At 68.8% G+C, this 17899-nt stretch carries 21 protein-coding genes; 18 read left to right on the top strand and 3 right to left on the bottom strand.

Annotated features, from left to right (window positions below):
- Positions 1 to 86 precede the first annotated feature (86 nt).
- Entirely contained in the window at positions 87 to 938 is an 852-nt protein-coding gene (locus AC068B_RS16455) for a helix-turn-helix transcriptional regulator (RefSeq protein WP_478672194.1), read from the top strand.
- Positions 939 to 1530: 592 nt separating this feature from the next.
- On the opposite strand, the gene AC068B_RS16460 is transcribed toward AC068B_RS16455, so the two are convergent.
- Positions 1531 to 2922 (bottom strand): cystathionine beta-synthase, encoded by a 1392-nt coding sequence (locus AC068B_RS16460; RefSeq protein ID WP_468563343.1) that lies wholly within the window; start codon positions 2920 to 2922, stop codon positions 1531 to 1533.
- A gap of 155 nt (positions 2923 to 3077) precedes the next feature.
- Here AC068B_RS16460 and AC068B_RS16465 point away from each other — a divergent pair, with 155 nt between their 5' ends.
- The 9 genes from AC068B_RS16465 (at position 3078) to AC068B_RS16505 (ending at position 11539) form a co-directional block, all read left to right on the top strand.
- Entirely contained in the window at positions 3078 to 4106 is a 1029-nt protein-coding gene (locus AC068B_RS16465) for an SGNH/GDSL hydrolase family protein (RefSeq protein WP_478672718.1), read from the top strand.
- A 392-nt stretch (positions 4107 to 4498) separates the two neighbouring features.
- Positions 4499 to 5161 carry a hypothetical protein gene (locus tag AC068B_RS16470; protein ID WP_478672195.1) on the top strand — a complete coding sequence of 221 codons (663 nt, stop codon included), beginning with the start codon at positions 4499 to 4501 and terminating at the stop codon, positions 5159 to 5161.
- Positions 5158 to 6195, top strand: coding sequence for a hypothetical protein (locus AC068B_RS16475; RefSeq protein ID WP_478672196.1), 1038 nt, complete (start codon positions 5158 to 5160; stop codon positions 6193 to 6195). Before AC068B_RS16470 ends, AC068B_RS16475 begins: the two co-directional genes overlap by 4 nt.
- Positions 6196 to 6238: 43 nt before the next feature.
- Positions 6239 to 6541: a hypothetical protein gene (locus AC068B_RS16480; RefSeq protein ID WP_478672197.1), complete on the top strand. Its 303-nt coding sequence runs from the start codon at positions 6239 to 6241 to the stop codon at positions 6539 to 6541.
- A 1-nt stretch (position 6542) separates the two neighbouring features.
- The gene (locus AC068B_RS16485; RefSeq protein WP_478672198.1) at positions 6543 to 7799 is read left to right on the top strand and encodes an enoyl-CoA hydratase/isomerase family protein; all 1257 of its coding nucleotides are present in this window, start codon (positions 6543 to 6545) and stop codon (positions 7797 to 7799) included.
- 78 nt (positions 7800 to 7877) lie between these two features.
- A complete protein-coding gene (locus AC068B_RS16490; RefSeq protein ID WP_478672200.1) occupies positions 7878 to 8792 on the top strand; it encodes a hypothetical protein in 915 nt (304 codons plus the stop codon).
- 28 nt (positions 8793 to 8820) lie between these two features.
- The gene (locus AC068B_RS16495; protein WP_478672201.1) at positions 8821 to 9597 is read left to right on the top strand and encodes a hypothetical protein; all 777 of its coding nucleotides are present in this window, start codon (positions 8821 to 8823) and stop codon (positions 9595 to 9597) included.
- Positions 9598 to 9660: 63 nt separating this feature from the next.
- On the top strand, positions 9661 to 10551 hold the full coding sequence (locus tag AC068B_RS16500) for a hypothetical protein (RefSeq protein ID WP_478672202.1): 891 nt from the start codon (positions 9661 to 9663) through the stop codon (positions 10549 to 10551).
- Between the two features lie 64 nt (positions 10552 to 10615).
- Entirely contained in the window at positions 10616 to 11539 is a 924-nt protein-coding gene (locus tag AC068B_RS16505) for a hypothetical protein (RefSeq protein WP_478672203.1), read from the top strand.
- Here the strand turns inward: AC068B_RS16505 and AC068B_RS16510 are convergent.
- Positions 11520 to 11981: an ATP-binding protein gene (locus AC068B_RS16510; RefSeq protein WP_478672204.1), complete on the bottom strand. Its 462-nt coding sequence runs from the start codon at positions 11979 to 11981 to the stop codon at positions 11520 to 11522. The genes AC068B_RS16505 and AC068B_RS16510 overlap by 20 nt on opposite strands.
- A 193-nt stretch (positions 11982 to 12174) precedes the next feature.
- On the opposite strand from AC068B_RS16510, the gene AC068B_RS16515 reads away from it, so the two are divergent.
- The 7 genes from AC068B_RS16515 to AC068B_RS16545 all read left to right on the top strand — a co-directional run bounded on the left by AC068B_RS16515 (position 12175) and on the right by AC068B_RS16545 (position 17144).
- On the top strand, positions 12175 to 13020 hold the full coding sequence (locus AC068B_RS16515; protein ID WP_478672205.1) for a helix-turn-helix domain-containing protein: 846 nt from the start codon (positions 12175 to 12177) through the stop codon (positions 13018 to 13020).
- Positions 13021 to 13032: 12 nt separating this feature from the next.
- The gene (locus AC068B_RS16520) at positions 13033 to 13221 is read left to right on the top strand and encodes a DUF397 domain-containing protein (RefSeq protein WP_478672207.1); all 189 of its coding nucleotides are present in this window, start codon (positions 13033 to 13035) and stop codon (positions 13219 to 13221) included.
- Positions 13214 to 13447, top strand: coding sequence for a DUF397 domain-containing protein (locus AC068B_RS16525; protein WP_478672208.1), 234 nt, complete (start codon positions 13214 to 13216; stop codon positions 13445 to 13447). Before AC068B_RS16520 ends, AC068B_RS16525 begins: the two co-directional genes overlap by 8 nt.
- Before the next feature lie 106 nt (positions 13448 to 13553).
- Positions 13554 to 13796 (top strand): DUF397 domain-containing protein, encoded by a 243-nt coding sequence (locus tag AC068B_RS16530; RefSeq protein WP_478672209.1) that lies wholly within the window; start codon positions 13554 to 13556, stop codon positions 13794 to 13796.
- 74 nt (positions 13797 to 13870) lie between these two features.
- Positions 13871 to 14563 (top strand): hypothetical protein, encoded by a 693-nt coding sequence (locus tag AC068B_RS16535; RefSeq protein ID WP_478672211.1) that lies wholly within the window; start codon positions 13871 to 13873, stop codon positions 14561 to 14563.
- Positions 14564 to 14800: 237 nt separating this feature from the next.
- Positions 14801 to 16021 (top strand): acetyl-CoA C-acetyltransferase, encoded by a 1221-nt coding sequence (locus tag AC068B_RS16540; protein WP_478672212.1) that lies wholly within the window; start codon positions 14801 to 14803, stop codon positions 16019 to 16021.
- 265 nt (positions 16022 to 16286) lie between these two features.
- On the top strand, positions 16287 to 17144 hold the full coding sequence (locus AC068B_RS16545) for a hypothetical protein (protein ID WP_478672213.1): 858 nt from the start codon (positions 16287 to 16289) through the stop codon (positions 17142 to 17144).
- Positions 17145 to 17172: 28 nt separating this feature from the next.
- On the opposite strand, the gene AC068B_RS16550 is transcribed toward AC068B_RS16545, so the two are convergent.
- On the bottom strand, positions 17173 to 17454 hold the full coding sequence (locus AC068B_RS16550; RefSeq protein WP_478672214.1) for a hypothetical protein: 282 nt from the start codon (positions 17452 to 17454) through the stop codon (positions 17173 to 17175).
- 132 nt (positions 17455 to 17586) lie between these two features.
- On the opposite strand from AC068B_RS16550, the gene AC068B_RS16555 reads away from it, so the two are divergent.
- Entirely contained in the window at positions 17587 to 17817 is a 231-nt protein-coding gene (locus AC068B_RS16555; RefSeq protein WP_356262997.1) for a DUF4287 domain-containing protein, read from the top strand.
- Positions 17818 to 17899 lie beyond the last annotated feature (82 nt).

Genomic DNA, 17899 nt, shown 5'->3' on the forward strand with positions numbered 1-17899 from the left:
CGCCTCCCCGCTACCCAGGGCTCCGCCTTTCCTGGGTCTGGCAGTACCAGGATGGAATCGGCCCGCCCCCCCCTAGAATCGAACGCATGGACGGCGACCTAGGTGACTTCCTGCGCTCACGGCGCGCCCGCATCCAGCCCGCCGACGTGGGCCTCACCTCGTACGGCCGACGCCGCGTGCCCGGCCTGCGCCGCGAGGAGGTCGCGCAGCTGGCGGGCGTGAGCGTGGACTACTACATCCGCCTCGAACAGGGCCGTGGCCCCTCGGTGTCCGACGCCGTGCTCGACGCCATCGCCCGCGTGCTGCGCCTGGACGAGACCGAGCACGCCTACCTGCGCACCGTGGCCCGCCCCGGGGCCCGCCCCCGCAAGGCCGGGACCACGGCGCAGCGGGTCCGCCCCGGGCTGCGGCTGCTGCTCGACAGCATCGACCGGGCCCCGGCGTTCATCTTCGGCCGCCGCATGGACGTCCTGGCCTGGAACGGCCTGGCCGACGCCCTCAACGGCTTCTCCAGCGTCTCCCCCGCCGAGCGCAACATCCCCCGCCACGTCTTCCTCGAAAGCTCCGGGCGCGACTGCTATCCGGAGTGGGAGACGGTGGCCGCGGAGACGGTCGCGTACCTGCGCCTGGACGCCGCACGCTTCCCCTCTGACACCGAACTCTGCGCGCTGGTCGGCGAGTTGTCCGTCAAGAGCGAGGACTTCCGCCGCCTCTGGGCGGACCACCAGGTCAAGGAAAAAACCCACGGCATCAAGCGCATGAACCACGCGGTCGTCGGGGAACTGGTCCTGCCGTACGAAACCCTGACGCTGCCCGGCGACCCCGACCAACTCATGGTCGTCTACACACCGGAACCAGGCACCGAGAGCGCGGAACGCCTGGCCCTCCTGGGCAGTTGGACGGCGCCAGCGGCGACCACGAGCTCCACGACGTCCTGACCGTCGGGGGGGCCGACTGCGGGCCCATCGTGGCTGCTCGCGCAGTTCCCCGCGCCCCTAAAAACTTGCCCGGCACCGGGTGCTTGTCAGGGGCGCGAGGAACTGCGCGACAAGCCCCCACCGGCCCGCGGACGGAAATGTACCGGTGGTCTTTGAGGGGCGCGGGGAACTGCGCGACAAGCCCCCACCAGCCCGCGGACATAGACGTACCGGAGGCCCACCAGGGGCGCGGGGAACTGCGCGACAAGCCCCCACCCACCCGCAGAAGGAACCGCCCAACCCAGCGGAGCGCCACCGCGTCACCGCGAGGACCGCCGCACCCCCGGGGAAATCCCCAGGGGGCGGGACGACGGCGGTCCTCGCGCAGGACGCGTGACGGGTCAGAGCCGTCCGCGTCCAGACGTCCATGGATCCGGGAGCCGCTCCGGAGTTCCTGACGCCGACAACCACCAATGTGCCCGAGCCGTGTTAAGCGCGTGCTGCGTACACGTGTCGTGCTCGTACCACTTGCGCGAAGTTCCCTCACGGGACGCTCCTCGCGGGACCCGGGACCCGGGACCCGGGACCCAGGACCCAGGACCCAGGGATCAGATCACTGGGACTGCTGCTCCGCGAGGAACGCGAGGAGGTCCTGCCGACTCACGACACCCGTCGGCTTGCCCTCGACGAGCACGATCGCCGCATCCGCGCCACCGAGCACCGACATCAGGTCCGCCACCGGCTCACCGGAGCCGACCTGCGGCAGCGGGTCCGACATGTGCTTCTCCAGCGGGTCGGAGAGCGAGGCGCGCTGCGCGAACAGAGCGTCCAGGAGCTCGCGTTCGACGACCGACCCGATGACCTCCGCGGCCATCACGTCCGGGTGGCCCGCGCCCGGCTTCACGATCGGCATCTGCGAGACGCCGTACTCGCGAAGAACCTCGATCGCCTCCCCCACCGTCTCCTCGGGGTGCATGTGGACCAGCGAGGGCAGCTCGCCGCCCTCCTTGCGGCTCAGCACGTCGGCCACGCGCGGCTGGTCGCCCGCCTCCTCCAGGAAGCCGTAGTCGTTCATCCACTCGTCGCTGAAGATCTTGCTCATGTAGCCGCGCCCGCTGTCCGGCAGCAGCACGACCACCACATCCTCCGGACCGAGCCGCTCCGCGACCCGCAGCGCCGCCACGACGGCCATGCCGCAGGACCCGCCGACGAGGAGCCCCTCCTCCTTGGCGAGCCGCCGCGTCATCTGGAAGGAGTCCTTGTCGGACACCGCGACGATCTCGTCGGTCACGTTGCGGTCGTACGCGGTCGGCCAGAAGTCCTCACCGACGCCCTCGACGAGGTAGGGCCGCCCGGACCCGCCGGAGTACACGGACCCCTCGGGGTCGGCACCGACGACGGTGACCGCACCCTTGGAGATCTCCTTCAGATAGCCGCCCGTCCCGGAGATCGTGCCGCCGGTCCCGATGCCCGTCACGAAGTGGGTGATCTTCCCTTCCGTCTGCTCCCAGAGCTCGGGGCCCGTGGAGTGGTAGTGCGAAAGGGGGTTGTTCGGGTTGCTGTACTGATCGGGCTTCCAGGCGCCGGGCGTGTCGCGCACGAGCCGGTCGGAGACGTTGTAGTACGAATCCGGGTGCTCGGGGTCGACGGCGGTCGGGCAGACCACCACATCGGCGCCGTACGCGCGCAGCACGTTGATCTTGTCGAGGGACACCTTGTCGGGGCAGACGAAGATGCACTTGTAGCCCTTCTGCTGGGCCACGATGGCGAGACCTACTCCGGTGTTGCCGGAGGTGGGCTCGACGATGGTGCCGCCGGGCTTCAGCTCCCCGCTCTGCTCGGCCGCCTCGATCATGCGCAGCGCGATGCGGTCCTTCACGGAACCGCCGGGGTTGAAGTACTCGACCTTGGCCAGGACGGTCGCCTGGATGCCCGCGGTCACGTTGTTGAGCCTCACCAGCGGGGTATTGCCGACGAGACTGATCATCGAGTCGTGGAATTGCACCGTTGTCTCCGGGCTGCGATGTAGTGCGACGAATTGGTGCGGTCAGCCTAAGGGTCCGGCTCATCCGTTCACCTCTGCTTGCGATTGGCCGACCGTGCTTACGGGGCAATGAGTGGATGTGCGGCCGTACGCAGCGGTACGGCACGAGGAGGTGGCTGCAGGGCATGTCGAGGGCGAGGGTGGCGCGGCGGATCGCCGCGGGCGCGGCGTACGGCGGCGGAGGCATCGGGCTGCTCGGGGCTGCCACGGTGGGCGTGGTGCTCGCCGAGGTACAGCTGGCGAAGCGGAACGTGGGCAACGGGCACGTGGATCCCCCACGGGCCGACGGGCGCTACGGCGGGGCTTTCGCCGCGGAGGCCGCCCGCCCGACGCACGCCGAACCGGTGCGGTTCGCGATGCTCGGGGACTCCACGGCCGCGGGGCAGGGCGTGCACCGGGCCAGGCAGACCCCGGCGGCACTGCTCGCCTCCGGGCTCGCCGCGGTCGCCGAGCGCCCCGTCGACCTGCGGAACGTGGCGCTGCCGGGCGCCCAGTCGGACGACCTGGACCGCCAGGTGACGCTGATCCTTTCGGACCCCTCCTGGGTGCCCGACGTCTGCGTCATCATGATCGGCGCGAACGACGTGACGCACCGGATGCCGCCGACGCGGTCGGTGCGCCACCTCTCCGCGGCGGTACGCAGGCTGCGTACGGCCGGTTCGGAGGTGGTGGTCGGCACCTGTCCCGACCTGGGCACGGTCGAGAACGTCTACCAGCCGCTGCGGTGGCTGGCCCGCCGCGTCTCGCGGCAGCTGGCCGCGGCCCAGACGATCGGCGCGGTGGAGCAGGGCGGCCGGACGGTGTCGCTCGGCGACCTGCTGGGCCCCGAGTTCGCGGCGCACCCGCGTGAGCTGTTCGGCCCCGACCGCTACCACCCCTCCGCGGAGGGTTACGCGACCGCGGCGATGGCGGTACTCCCCACGCTGTGCGCGGCGCTCGGCCTGTGGCCGGAGGAGGAGCGCCCCGACGTCTCGCGTCGCGAGGGCTTCCTGCCGGTGGCGCGGGCGGCGGCGCGGGCGGCTTCGGAGGGCGGCACGGAGGTCACCGCGGCGATGCCTACGGGCCCCCGGGGGCCGTGGGCACTCCTCAAGCGGCGTCGCCGGCGCCGCATCCATGCTCCGGAGGCGTCGCCGCTGCCGCACTGACCCTGCGGGTGGCGGTGCGGGTTCTCCTGCGGGCCGGTGGGGGCTGATCGCGCAGTTCCCCGCGCCCCTGACAAGCCCCCGGCACGATGGTGGAAACCGCACCTGGAGCGGCGGAAATGGCGTGTCCGGTACGGCGGGCCGCCTTGTCCCCGGCGGAACGAACTGCGCAGGCCCCCCGAGACACGCCCTGATTTGCTCTCCGGGACGTTCACCCACTCCTCGAACCGTGGCGGTGTGCGACGCATACGAGCCAAGAGTGATCAGAGGTGCCTCAAACTCTGCTGGTATACGCCTATATATGCCATTGACCAGCGCCCCCGCCGCTGGTGTCCCCCACCCCTCCTGGATAGCTTGGTTCACTCCAGAGAACCCTCCCCCCTCAGGAGCTGACCGTGAACCGCCGCCCCACCCTGCTCGCAGCAGCCGCCATGACTGCTGCCGCAGTCCTCTCGCTCTCGGCGTGCGGAGGGGGTGACAGCGACTCCAAGGACAAGATCGCGGGCGCCGACACGGACTCGGGCGGCAAGAAGGAGTCACCGTCCCCGAAGGCGTCGGAGGACGGGATCGACCGCCCCGAGATCAAGCTGCCGAAGGACGTGAAGAACGTCTTCGAGGGGGGCAGGACCGGGGATGCGAAGAAGGATGCGGTGCTCGCCGACAACGAGCGTCGGATCAACTCCATCGACGAAGCGATCACGGTCGACGCGAAGAAGCACCCGGCACTGAAGTTCTACTCGTCCAACGAAGCTCTGCTCACGGCTGCTGACTACATCCAAGGCTTCCGCAAGGAGGACAAGAGCTTCATCGGGACCACCCGCTACTACGACCGTCAGGTCACCTTCCTCAAGGAAGGCGTCGCAGCAGTTGGGTACTGCCAGGACAGCACCAAGACGTATCCCAAGGACCTCAAGACCGGGAAGGTCGACCGGTCCATCCCGGAGTCGGCGGACGATTACGGCTTCTACAACACACGGTTGAAGAAGAACGCCGAGGGCGTCTGGCAGACGGAATCCGTCACGTACGTGGAAGACGCGACCAAGAAGTGCATGAAGTGACTCGGCTGCATCTGAGCCGCTGGGTGACCACGTCCCTGGCCCTGGCCATCGCCTCGACTCCCTGCGCCGCGTACGCCGCCGGAGGCAAGACGACGGGTGACCGGAAGGAGGCGCAGCAGACCACGGCCACCCGCCAGGACAAGAACCTCGGCGTCCAGACGAAGGTCCAGACGACGGTCGAGGGCAGCCCGAAGTCCACGAAAACAGGAACGCTCACCCCCGCCAACTCCAACTGGGACCCGCCCGCCTGCTGGTACGAGCCCGCCTACACCCCGAAGCAGATCGAGGCCACGGTCAAGGCCATCCGGTCGTTCAAGGTCTTCAGCATCGGAGACCTCGTGGGCGGAGCCTTCGACTCGTACTTCAAGGAAGGCAACCCCTACAAGAACTACAACCTCGACAAGCAGGGCGAGGGGCAGTTCTGGGCGGCGGCGGTCGACGACAAGCGCAAGGACGAACCAGAGGCCCAGGCCTGCGACAGGATGCCGTTCTGGGTGGCCAAGGGCAAGCCGCCCAAGGAGCGACTCGCGGTCTCCCCCAGGATCCTCGCCGAGTACGCCTACGGCCAGATCCCGGTCCCCGACACCGAGGTCAAAACGGCCCCCGAGGGCGAGACGAAGGTCAACCTGCCGACCTGGGCATGGCTCGACAAGGCCAAGTTCAAGAAGATCTCGGTGACCGCGAGCCTGCCGGGAACGGGCCTCTCCGCGACGACGACCGCCGAGCCCGTCTCCCTGAAGCTCGAACCGGGAACGTCGGACGCCGAGACGTACCCGTCGTCCGGCGAGTGCCCGATCGGGGACGACGGCCGGATCGGCAAGCCCCGCGCCAAGGGAACCCCGGCGGACACGGACCCGCCGTGCGGCGTGCGCTATCTGCGCTCTTCCGGCGACGCCTCGTACGGACTCAAGGCCACCATCACGTGGCGGGTCACCTGGAAGAGCACCACGGAACCAGGCGGCGAGCTGCCCCCCGGCGAGTTCGGTGCGACGCAGGACGTCGTCGTACGAGAGATCCAGTCCGTCAACCGCTGACCACGGCCACGGCCACGACCGCCCAGGGAATCAGGACACCGACATGAGCGACCTCCGCCTCGACGGGACGATCTTCGAGGACCTCAAGAAGACCTTCTCCGGGGTCAGCGACCGCATGGACGCCGCACGCCGCACCCTCAAGAACACCGACGGCTCGGTCGTCGGGGCCGAGAAACTCATCGAGGACGTCCACGAGTTCGCCGACGAGTGGGGCTACGGCGTCAAGCAGCTCGGCAAGCACACCCAGGGCGCCGTCAAGATGATCAACAAGATCGACGAGGAATTCAGCAAACTAGACCAGGCGCTCGCCGAATCCCTCAAGTCCGCCAAGAAGAAGAGCAAGTAGCGTGACCGGCACCAAGCGCCCCGCACTCCCGAACATCGGCTGGGACCCCACCCCCGGCAACGTCGAGGACACCCGCGACTTAGCAAAGAAACTCGGCGGACTCGCAGGTGAACTGGGAGCCGCAGCACGGGACTTGGAACGCATCGAGTGCGGCGCCTGGAAGGGCAAGGCGGCGCTCGCGTTCACCGAGTACATCGGCGAGGACGTCACTCCGCTCATCCGCAAGAGCCACGAATCCTTCGACAAGGCGTCGCGCGCGCTGCACCGGTGGGCCAGGGAGCTCAAGGAATTCCAGGACGAGACCGACCGCCTGGAGAAGAAGGCCGGGGAGAAGCTGGACGCCCGCTCGGAGGCGAAGCCCGACAGCAAGGAGAGCGGGAAGGCCTCGGGGGACGTCGACGAGGTCATCGCCCAGGTCCACGACCTGGAGGACCGCTTCACCAAGGCGGCGGGCGCCATCAGCAAGGAGCTCGACAAGGCGGGCGACATCGCCCCGGACGAGCCGGGCTTCTGGGACAAGCTCACCAAGGGAGTCAAGGACGCGTGGGACGCCACGGGCAAGTGGCTCAAGGACCACGCCGACCTGATCAAACTGATCGGCGACCTCCTGAGCGACCTGACGGCGGTCCTGGGTCTCCTCGCCATCGTCACGCTCCCTTTCCCTCCCCTGGCCGCGATCTTCGGCACGGCGGCGCTCATCACGAGCGGGCTCGCGCTGGGGGCACATGGTCTTGCCAAATTGGGTGGGGCGGATGTGAGTTGGGCGACCATGGGGCTGGATGCGGTGGGGCTCATGCCGGGGATCGGGATGTTCAGCAAGGCCACCAAGGTCGTGGGCGAGGGCAAGGCGATCGCGGCGGCGGGCAACCTCGGCAAGGGCTTCGAGTACTCCAGAATCGGCAACTCCAAGATCCTCATGGCCTTCGGGAAGAACTCGAAGGAGCTCACAGGCGGCCTGGGCAAGGGCGGTCTCGTGAAGATCGGCGGCCAGTCCAACGACGTCTACGAGGTGGCACACGCCACCAGTGGGCTGAAGTCCCGCATGGGTGGCCTCGCCGCCGGTGGCTACCACGAGGGCCAGTGGCTCGGCTCCAGGGGCCTGAACATGTTCCCCAAGGTGGACATCAACCCCCTGGGCGCCGGCATCGCCATGGACGCGGGCCTCAAGATCTTCCCCAAGGTCACGAGCATCCACCAGCACGTGGGGGAAGCCCTCTTCCCCGGCGACCGCTTCGAGCAGTCGGCCGCGAGCGGCTGAGGCCGCCACCTCGTGCTGACAAGGTGGAAAGGCCAGGCAACGGTCCCCAGGGAACTGAAGAGGAAGGGCCACACCGACATGCACATCTGGCAGTCCGAACCGGGCGAGACGCTCCTCGCGCGCGCCAATGTCACCTTCGCCACGGGCGCAGCCACGCGCGTCAAAGGGATGCGCTGGTTCCGCGACATCGAGCGCAATGACATCCAAGGAGAACTGCCCGGTTGGCCTGAAGGGCCGGTGTACACACCACGATCGACCGGCCCGTCACTCGCGCGGAAAGCCGGAAAGGGTGGGTTGATGGCCCTGGGCGGTGCCGTCATGGCCGTCCTCAGTTCCGCTGGGGGAAACCTCAGTGGCAGCGCCTTCTCCGATTCCGGCTCGGACGCCCCTGACGACCCTGCCGACGAAGTCGAGGACTTTCCCGTCATGTGGGCCGCCCCGGGCACCCTCGCCCGCACTCTGCCCTGGCAACTGGACCCTGGCCGCTCGGACGACGAGCGCTACCGCACACACGCGATCGTCACCGATCAACGGCTGGTCGTCGTCGGCCTTCCATTCCACAAGCAGGACCTCGCCCGTATCGCGGACGAAGTCCTCTGGGAGACGCCCCGATCAGCCATCAGCGCGGTCGAACCGCGTGACTTCAAGCACGGACGGGACGTACGGCTCACTTTCACCGACGGCTCATGGTGCAGGCTGCACCTCCTGTCCCGGGACAGATTCCTACGGCAGCTGATCCGCATCCCGGACTTGATCCCGCTGGATTCCCTGACGCAAGGCCAACGGGACGCAGTCGACGGCTTCCTCGCCACCGCTCGCGCAGCAGATCTCTCCGACCCCTTCGTCACCCGTCTGCCGTGCGGACGCCTCCGGGTCGAGTCGCTCGTATCGAGCGAGCTCAGCTCCTTCTTCGGCGCCAACAGTCGCGACCTGCTCATGAACGCCGACGGCAGCGCGGTGGAGCCCGCCGACGTCCACCCTGACGACTTCTGACCTGCCTCCGAGCCAACCAGGACACCCCGTGACATCCCCGACCGGCCTGCCGACCACCCCCACCGCCCCCCTCGACCCCCCACCCATCTGGTTCCACGTCCCCGACGGCTTCTACGCCCTCCCGCTCGCCGCCACACCGGAGGAACGCACCGACCTTGCTCAGGAGTTCGTACGCGGCCTCTACTCCCGCGGCGACGAAAGCATCTGGGAACCCGCCGCACCCTATTACGCGGGACTGGCCGAACTGATGGCGGACACCGGAGTCTCCTACTCGGCGATGGGGCTCTTCTCCACGGCGGAGGAAGTCGAAGACGAAGCCGCGGAGGAGAGCGACGCCGAGTCCCAGGCCGGACACGAAGGCTCCGGCGGCGTAGCCCAATGCGCGTTCACCGTCGCAGCCATCCCCACCGACCAGGCCTCAGGCGACACGGAAACCGTCGCCCAGGGAATCCTGGCCGTCCTCTCCACCACCCCGCACAACGACGCCCGCTGGCTCGACCTCCCGTGCGGTCCCTCGGTCTCCTGCGTCACCCTGACCGAGTACAAGCTGAACCCGGAGATCACCGCGACCGGCGAGTCGACAGACCTCCTCACCGGGCAGATCCAGGTCCATGTCCCCTTCCCCACGGGCCCGTTCACCGCGATCTTCACGCTCCACACGGCATCCACGGACTACTGGACCGAGTTCTGCAACATCATGTCGGCGATCCTCCAGACGGTCTCCTTCACCGAACCGGACGAGGACGAAGGCAAAGGCAAAGGCAAAGGCAAAAGCGAAGACGAAGACGAAGACGTTTCCCGCTGACTCGGATGAAGGACAACAAGGACGACTCAGTGTCGGAGACCCGCAGAGGGAGGCGACACGCTGATGGACTGGTACCCGAACTCCGATGAGCAGTTGCTCCTGCGCACGTCAGCCAGGTTCGCCACCGGCATGGCACCGGCCGTCTCAGGCTCACGCTGGTTCCGTGACCTCGAACGCCGCGACATTCAGGGCGAGTTGGTTGGCTGGCCACCAGGGCCGACGTACCAGCTGCGTTCTGCCGGAGACAAAGCGGCCCGTCGTACCGGTCGCGCTCTGCTGGTGGGCGTCCCGCTGGTCGCGAACCTCATCGCGAACCTCGGAGGAGCCTCGGGCACTCCGCTGGGAGACGTTCCGGGCCGGGGCGGGCCGGACGAACCCGAGAACGAGGTGCACGACTTCCCCGTCATGTGGGCTGCGCCCGGCAGCCTCGCCAGGACCGTCCCATGGCAGCTCGATCCCGGACGGAGCCCCGAGGACTGTGTGACCGACCTGGTCCTGACGGACCGCCGACTCCTCTTCCTCGCAACCCGTAAGGGAAGCCTGGAGAAGGCCGAGGCCCTCGGTGAGTTCGCACGCGACACCGTCGCCGAGGTCCGTCGCATGAAGTTCAGCGAGGTCAACGCGGATGTGCGCGTCACATTCACCGACGGCTCCTGGGTGAGATTGTCCGTCGGCAATCCGGACAATGCCGAAAGGCTCGGGCAGGTACTCGGCGGAGCCGTCCGCATGCTCGCGGAGAGCGAGTTGTCCGAGGGGCAGCGCGCCCAGGTAACGCGACTCATGGCTGACCTCCCGAAGACGGCTCACCCGCCGACATACAGCCGTCTACGCAGTGGCGTCACGCTGGTCGAGTCGCGTGTCCCGGTGAAAGCCGGGTCGGGTCTCTTCGAGACCCACTCGATCCTGGTGGACGACTCGGGACAGCCCGCGGAACCGGCCCCCGGCGATCTGTGAGGCAAGGGTTCCCGGAGAACCACCGCTCCCGTTGTTTCCGATCCGAGAAGGAGCCGAACCCCACATGGCGCCATGGCAGCCCGCCCCCGGCGAGACCCTCCTCGCCCGCGACTCGGTCGAGTTCGCGAGCGGCACGGCGCCCGCCGTGTCCGGCAAGCGCTGGTTCCGCGACACCGAGCGCAAGGACATACAGAACGAGCTGACCGTCCGAGCTGGTTGGCCCGAAGGGCCCGTCTATACGCCCACCGCTCCTCCACCACGCCGGAGCACCGTCCGCAAAGCCGGACGCTTCGGGCTCGGTGCCCTGGTCGCCGTCGTCGTGATCGCCCTCGGGGTGCTCCTGGATGGCCTGGGAGGCGTCGGGCCGGGCGGCAGCCATGACCCCGGCCGCCCGCGCGACCCCGAGAACGAGGTCGACGACTTCCCCGTCCTGTGGGGCGGCCCCAGCAGTCTCGCCCGCACCCTGCCCTGGCAGCTCGACCCAGCCCGACGCCCGGCCGACTACCGGACGCACTGCGTCGTCACCGACCGCCGCGTCGTCATCGTCGGCTTCCCGGACGACAACCCCGGCAAGGACGAGGTCCTCTGGGAGATCGACCGGCAGCGCATCGCGCGGGTGGAACGCATGACGTACAGCGAGGTCTGGGGCGAAGCCAAGATCCGCTTCACCGACGGTTCGTGGTGCCGACTCGCGCCGCCTGCCGAGCGGTACGGCTGGACGGTGCTGCGTCATCTCGCCCATCCCACCGAGCTGATGCCGCTCGCCGAGATGACGCCACGCCAACGCAAGTACGTCGAGCGGTACGCCGCGTCGGTCACCGACAGGGACTCAGCGGTGGCCCCCGTGGTCACCCGCCGACCGAGCGGCCGGTTCCTGATCGAAGTGAGTACGACCGCACCCGTCAGGGCCAAGTACGGGATCGAGAAGCGGCACTTGCACATGAGCAAGCGGGGCCGACGCGGCGCGATCAGGCAAGGGGATGTCTAGGCCACGGGGAACTCGGCGTGACCTCGGCCCACAGCAACTTCCCCGCGTGTCCCCTCCCCATCGGATACGACCCCCACCTGTCCGCACACGCTCGCACGATGTGCAGCCCCCGACCGCCCTCCGCCGTCTCCGGCGGCTGCTGCCGGTCGACGCCGCGGCCGTCCTCCCCGAACCCGGGCGGAATCTGCGGATTGGAGTCCCACACGGCCACGCGGATCCCCTCCGGGGAGGAGGAGCGGAGGCGGAGCCCGTAGGGGCCGTCGGTGTGGCAGTGCGCGTTGTTGAGCAGTTCCCCTGCGAGGAGTTCGGCGGTGGGGGTGAGTTCCGCGAGCCCGTACGTTTCCAGGACCGCGCGGAGCGTGGCGCGGGCGATTCCTGGGGCGCGGGGGTCGTGGGGGAGTTGGAGGGTGTAGGTCCAGGGCGGGGATACGGTTGCGGGCATGGAAGTCCTCGTCGGGTGTGGGTAGTTGCCGGGTGGGCCCAGTGACTTTGTCGCTCCGTCGAGCGGGGTTCTTCTGGGTCGTGGCGCCACTCATAAGGTAGCGACACGGAGTTAAGGTGTTAACCGGAAACCTATAAAGCCCTGCACAACCACTCCTGTGAGTGACGGGATACGAGGAGAGGCGAACGCGCCCGTGAGAAGCCACCCGACGGGACGTCAACTCCGTTTGGGCAACGAGCTGCGCAAGCTCCGTGAACGCGCCGGTCTGACGTCAACGGACGCCGGGAAGCTCCTCGGCGTCAAGCAGAACCAGATCAGCAACATAGAGTCCGGGCGGCTCGGTGTGAGCTCGGCGCGGGTGCGCGCGCTGGCCTGCCATTACGACTGCTCCGACAAGCCCCTCGTCGACGCGCTGTCCGGCATGACCGGTGAACGTGCGCGCGGATGGTGGGAGGACTACCGCGAGATACTGTCCGCAGGCCTGCTGGACCTCGCCGAGATCGAACACCACGCCACATCGCTGCGCACCGCGGTGACGGTGCACATCCCCGGCCTCTTCCAGACCACGGACTACGCCCGCGAGATCTTCCGTCAGAGCGTTCCCGAGCTGTCGCCACCTGACATCGAGCACCGGATCTCGTACCGCATCAAGCGGCAGGCCGTTCTCTTCCGAGAGCCGCCGACACCCCACCAGGCAATCGTCCACGAGGCCGCCCTGCGGATGCAGTTCGGCGGCCCCACCGTGACCCGCGCGCAGCTCAAGCACCTCATCGACATGAGCGAGCGGGAGCACATCGCCGTCCACGTCATCCCGTTCGCCGCCGGAACGTTCCCGGGCTCGGGCCAGTCGATCTACTACTCCGCAGGTCCCGTGCCCCAACTCGACACGGTCAACCTCGACCAGTCGCACGGCCCGGTGTTCCTGGACGCCGAAGCCCAACTCGACAAGTACCGCATCCTCCTCGACCGCATGGAAGCCACGGCACTCCCACCCACGAAGTCACGCGACTTCATCCACAACATCATCCAGGACCTGTAGAGGAATCCCACGATGCCCGAGCTCACCTGGCAGAAGTCCTCCCACTGCCAAGAAGGCAACTCCTGCATACACATCGCCACCGACCCCACCGGCACGGTCCATCTCACCGAAAGCGCCGATCCGGCCGAAGCGATACTCACCGCAACACCGTCAGCTTTCGCCGCACTCATCCGCACGGCGAAGGACACCCGCCTTGCCTGACGAATGGCAGAAGTCCTCCCACTGCGGCGAGGGCGACTCCTGCGTCCATGTCGCAGCGACAGCGACCGGCACGGTCAAACTCACCGAAAGCAGCGACCCCACAGCCGCGATACTCAGCACCACCCCCACAGCCTTCGCCGCACTGCTCCGCACCGCGAAGACGCGACCCGCAGGCGCCGAACCGGCCCGAGGGGACGTGGAGGTATGTGCGCCCGGAGCACGGTGAGCCACGCTCCGAGGTGCCAGGACCGAGGCCCCGCACCGGGATGGCGAGGACGTCCATACCTCCACGTCCCCGCCCCACAGACGAAGAAAGGGCGCAGACCCCAGCCATGACCGAGCAGCCCCGCATCCCCACCGACCTCGACTGGACCCGCGCCGCCCCCGAGGACGAACAGGGCCCAGGCCCCTGGATCGAGATCGCCTTCGGCAAGGACGACGACGCCGTCTACCTCCGCGAGACCAGCGACCCGGACAACATCGTCACGACCACCCGCAAGAAGTGGGACGCCTTCGTACTCGGCGTACAAGCAGGCGAGTTCGACCACTTCGTGGAAGGCGCGGAGGGCCCCTGACCTCTACTGACCTCGACTGGCCTCTACGGAAAACCAGTACTGGTCCCCCGCACAGCCACTGCTACGGTCCCGCCATGTCCGGACCCAGAGAACCCGTCACCCGCGAACCCGTCACCCCCGCAGACGTCACCCCCGACCCCGTCACCCCCGCAGACGTCACCACCGCCGTCCGCCTCGCCGCAGCCACCCTCCGCCAGGCCCCGTCCGACGCCGACTGGAGCGTCAAGGCGGGCGGCATCGACTGGGACTGCTGGGAGACCGTCGAGCACCTCGCCGACGACCTCTTCGCCTACGCCGCCCAGCTGGGCCCCGAGCACCCGCCCCAGGACACCGAGGTGCCGTTCCTCTGGTACCGGCGCAGGGACGGCGGGCCCTCCAACGTCACCTTCGCCGACCGTGCGGCCGGTGTCGCCGGACTGCTCCAGGTCCTGGAGTCCTGCGGGGCCCTCCTGACCGGCATGGTCGCGACCACGGCGCCCACGGTCCGGGCCCACCACACGTGGGGCCTCTCCGACCCGGAGGGCTTCGCCGCGATGGGGATCGTGGAGACCCTCGTCCACACGTACGACATCGCGGGCGGCCTCGGCATCGCCGACACCTGGACCCCGCCCGCCGACCTCTGCACACGCGTCCTGCACCGCCTCTTCCCCGACGCCCCCACCGACACGGCCCCCTGGCCAACCCTCCTGTGGGCGACGGGCCGCGGCGACCTCCCGGGGCACGCCCGGCTCACCACGTGGCGCTGGCACGGGGAGCCAAGGGGCTGAGCCGGTGCCGGAGGGGCTTCAAGGGGCGCGGAGAACTGCGCGACCAGCCACGACGGACCCGCAGACAGAAACGAACCGGCCCCGCAGGCAGCAACGAACCCCACCCACCCAGGGCCCCGCGGCCTGAGCGCCCGCTTAGAAATGCGTCCGGAGTCACATCATCCAGCCGATGACCGACAGCGATACGTGCAGGTAACTTCCCAGTGAGTCCTGCCCCTTCGCCACTGGAGCGTCCTGATGCCCGAAGCCGTGATCGTCTCTGCCGCCCGCACCCCGATCGGCCGCGCCTTCAAGGGCTCGCTGAAGGATCTGCGGCCGGACGACCTGACCGCCACCATCATCGAGGCCGCCCTCGCCAAGGTGCCCGAGCTGGACCCGAAGGACATCGACGACCTGATGCTCGGCTGCGGGCTGCCCGGCGGCGAGCAGGGGCACAACCTGGGCCGCATCGTGGCCGTGCAGATGGGTATGGACCACCTCCCGGGCTGCACCGTCACCCGGTACTGCTCCTCGTCCCTGCAGACGAGCCGCATGGCCCTGCACGCCATCAAGGCGGGCGAGGGCGACGTCTTCATCTCCGCGGGCGTGGAGATGGTCTCCAGGAGCGTGAAGGGGACCAGCGACGGCCTTCCCGACACCCACAACCCCTTCTTCGCCGACGCCGAGGCCCGCACCGAGGCCGTCTCCAAGACCGAGGGCTCGACGTGGCACGACCCGCGTGAGGACGGCCTCGTCCCGGACGCGTACATCGCGATGGGCCAGACCGCGGAGAACCTGGCCCGTGCCAAGGGCGTCACCCGTCAGGACATGGACGAGTTCGGCGTCCGCTCGCAGAACCTCGCCGAGGAAGCCATCAAGAACGGCTTCTGGGAGCGTGAGATCACCCCGGTCACCACCCCCGACGGCACGGTCGTCAGCAAGGACGACGGGCCGCGCGCAGGGGTCACCCTGGAGGGCGTCCAGGGCCTGAAGCCCGTCTTCCGCCCCGACGGCCTGGTCACCGCGGGCAACTGCTGCCCGCTCAACGACGGCGCCGCCGCCCTCGTGATCATGAGCGACACCAAGGCCCGCGAGCTCGGCCTGACCCCGCTGGCCCGCATCGTCTCCACCGGCGTCACCGGCCTCTCCCCCGAGATCATGGGCCTCGGCCCGGTCGAGGCGAGCAAGCAGGCGCTGCGGCGCGCCGGTCTCACGATCGACGACATCGACCTGGTCGAGATCAACGAGGCGTTCGCCGCCCAGGTGATCCCGAGCTACCGCGACCTGGGCATCGACATCGACAAGCTCAACGTCAACGGCGGCGGCATCGCCGTCGGCCACCCCTTCGGCATGACCGGCGCCCGCATCACCGGCACGCTCATCAACTCCCTCCAGTTCCACGACAAGCAGTTCGGTCTGGAGACGATGTGCGTCGGCGGCGGCCAGGGCATGGCGATGGTTATCGAACGCCTCAGCTAATAACGGCCGGTAACAGCGGAAAACTGCTGACGCACAGTTCCCTCCGCTGACCCTCCGTCCCTGCATCACTTCGTGACCCAATCTCCCCCAGGATGTGACCTATCTCCTGGGGGAGAGGGATATGCCCAGCTCAGAGCGGATCCGGGGGCAAACCTCGGGTCCAAAGTCCTGTCCCATTCGTGACGTAATGCACTGACAGGTGGATCGTGCAGGCTTCAAGCTGATGTAGGAAGTCGGGGGTCGACTTGAAACCGGGAGTACGTCAGTGAGCGCCTTGCCTCTTGCCCTGCTGCTCTCCACGGCCGCTGCCACGGCCGTGGGCGTCGCTGCCCTGCACGCGGTGCACGGCCTGCGGAAGCAGCTCGCCGAGATCACAGCCCTGCACACCGAACTGGCCGACAGCCGTGCCACGAGCGCCCCGCACCCCACGGTGCCGGGCGCCCGCACCACGGTGGACACGGACGAGATACGCGCGGCCGTGACCGAAGCCCTCGCCGAGGAGCGGGAGCGTGAGCTCGCCGAGGCCCGCGCCTTCTGGGCCGCCCAGGAGGCCCGTGAGGGCGCCGACGGGCCCTCGCTGCTCAGCGGGCTGCCCGGCATTCCGGACGGCATCGCCGACGAGCTGTTCCTGCCCCGGCAGGCCGACTTCGCGGGCATCGAGTCCGACAGCCTGGAGCCGGTGACCGAGCCGTTCGCCGACGCGACGGGCACGGACGAGTACGCCGGGGACTCCCCCGAGCTCGCCGCCGCCCGCCGCCGCCACCCCTCGCACCCGGACTTCGTGCCGGTGCAGACGCCGACCCCCGAAGGTCACGGCGACCACGGCGACCACGAGCGCACGGTGGCGTGCCTGGAAGAGCTCGCCGACGCCCGCACCGCCCTCGCCGACGTCCGTCCCGGCCCGCTGGGCACGCTGGACGTGTACGTCTTCGCGGACGGCACGACGCTGTGCATGACGCCCGGACACCGCGAGACCGCGGAGCTCCTCGCGGCCGCGCTGCGCGAGGGCAGGACCCCGTTCCTGCTCGGCGGCTCCGGCATCTCCGGTGCGTACGCCCTGACGTTCGAGTGCGGCGCCGAGAACATCTACATCCTGGCCGACCGCGTCATCGCCTCGGTCTGAGCACTTGTCGGGCCGATCGGGCCGGGTTCTAGACCCCGGCCCGTTTCTGCGCCTCCTCCACGAGCTCCAGCGTCCGCGCGAGCTCCTCGGGGTCCGTCAGGACAAGGGCGAGATCCCGCCCCGCGACGGTGATCTGGTCGGCCGCGGCGAACATCCCCGCGTCCGGCATCTCCCGCGGCCGCGCGTCCGGTTCCTCGATGCGCTGGGTGCGGGCGGCCAACTCCCTGGCCAGAGCGAGCGCTTCGGTCGCCGCTCCCCGCTGCAGGCGGCTCTGCGGGGCGGCCCGCAGACGGTCGGCGAAATGGTCCACTGCGGCTGTCAAAGGCGTCGTATCGAGCACCCAGCGACCTTATGCGCCTTCCCGGGACTGTTGCCAACGCCCCAACGCTCAGGCACGGTGGCGTGAAGGACGGAACACATCGCGACGCGTCCGGAGGCGCCGATGTCCCAAGTCTTCTCCGAGGAGACCCACCGCAACCTGCTCGCCCGAATCCCCCACTGCACCGGTCGTGAAGTCTCCGACTGGCTACGCGCCGTGGACGAAGGCCCCTCTCTCTTCCGCTTCGAGGAGAAGGTCAGCTGGCTCCGCGCAGAACACAACCTCGCGTACGGGCACGCGAAGGCAATCATCCATGAGTACGACCTCAGGCGGGCTGCCCGCAAACTCCTCTGACCAGTTCCCCCGAAGACACCGAAGACAGCACTTCACCCCTCACACCCTCGACAGCAAACGGCGAAGGGCCCGCGGACCGTCT

This window comes from Streptomyces sp. NPDC042371 (assembly GCF_056437465.1).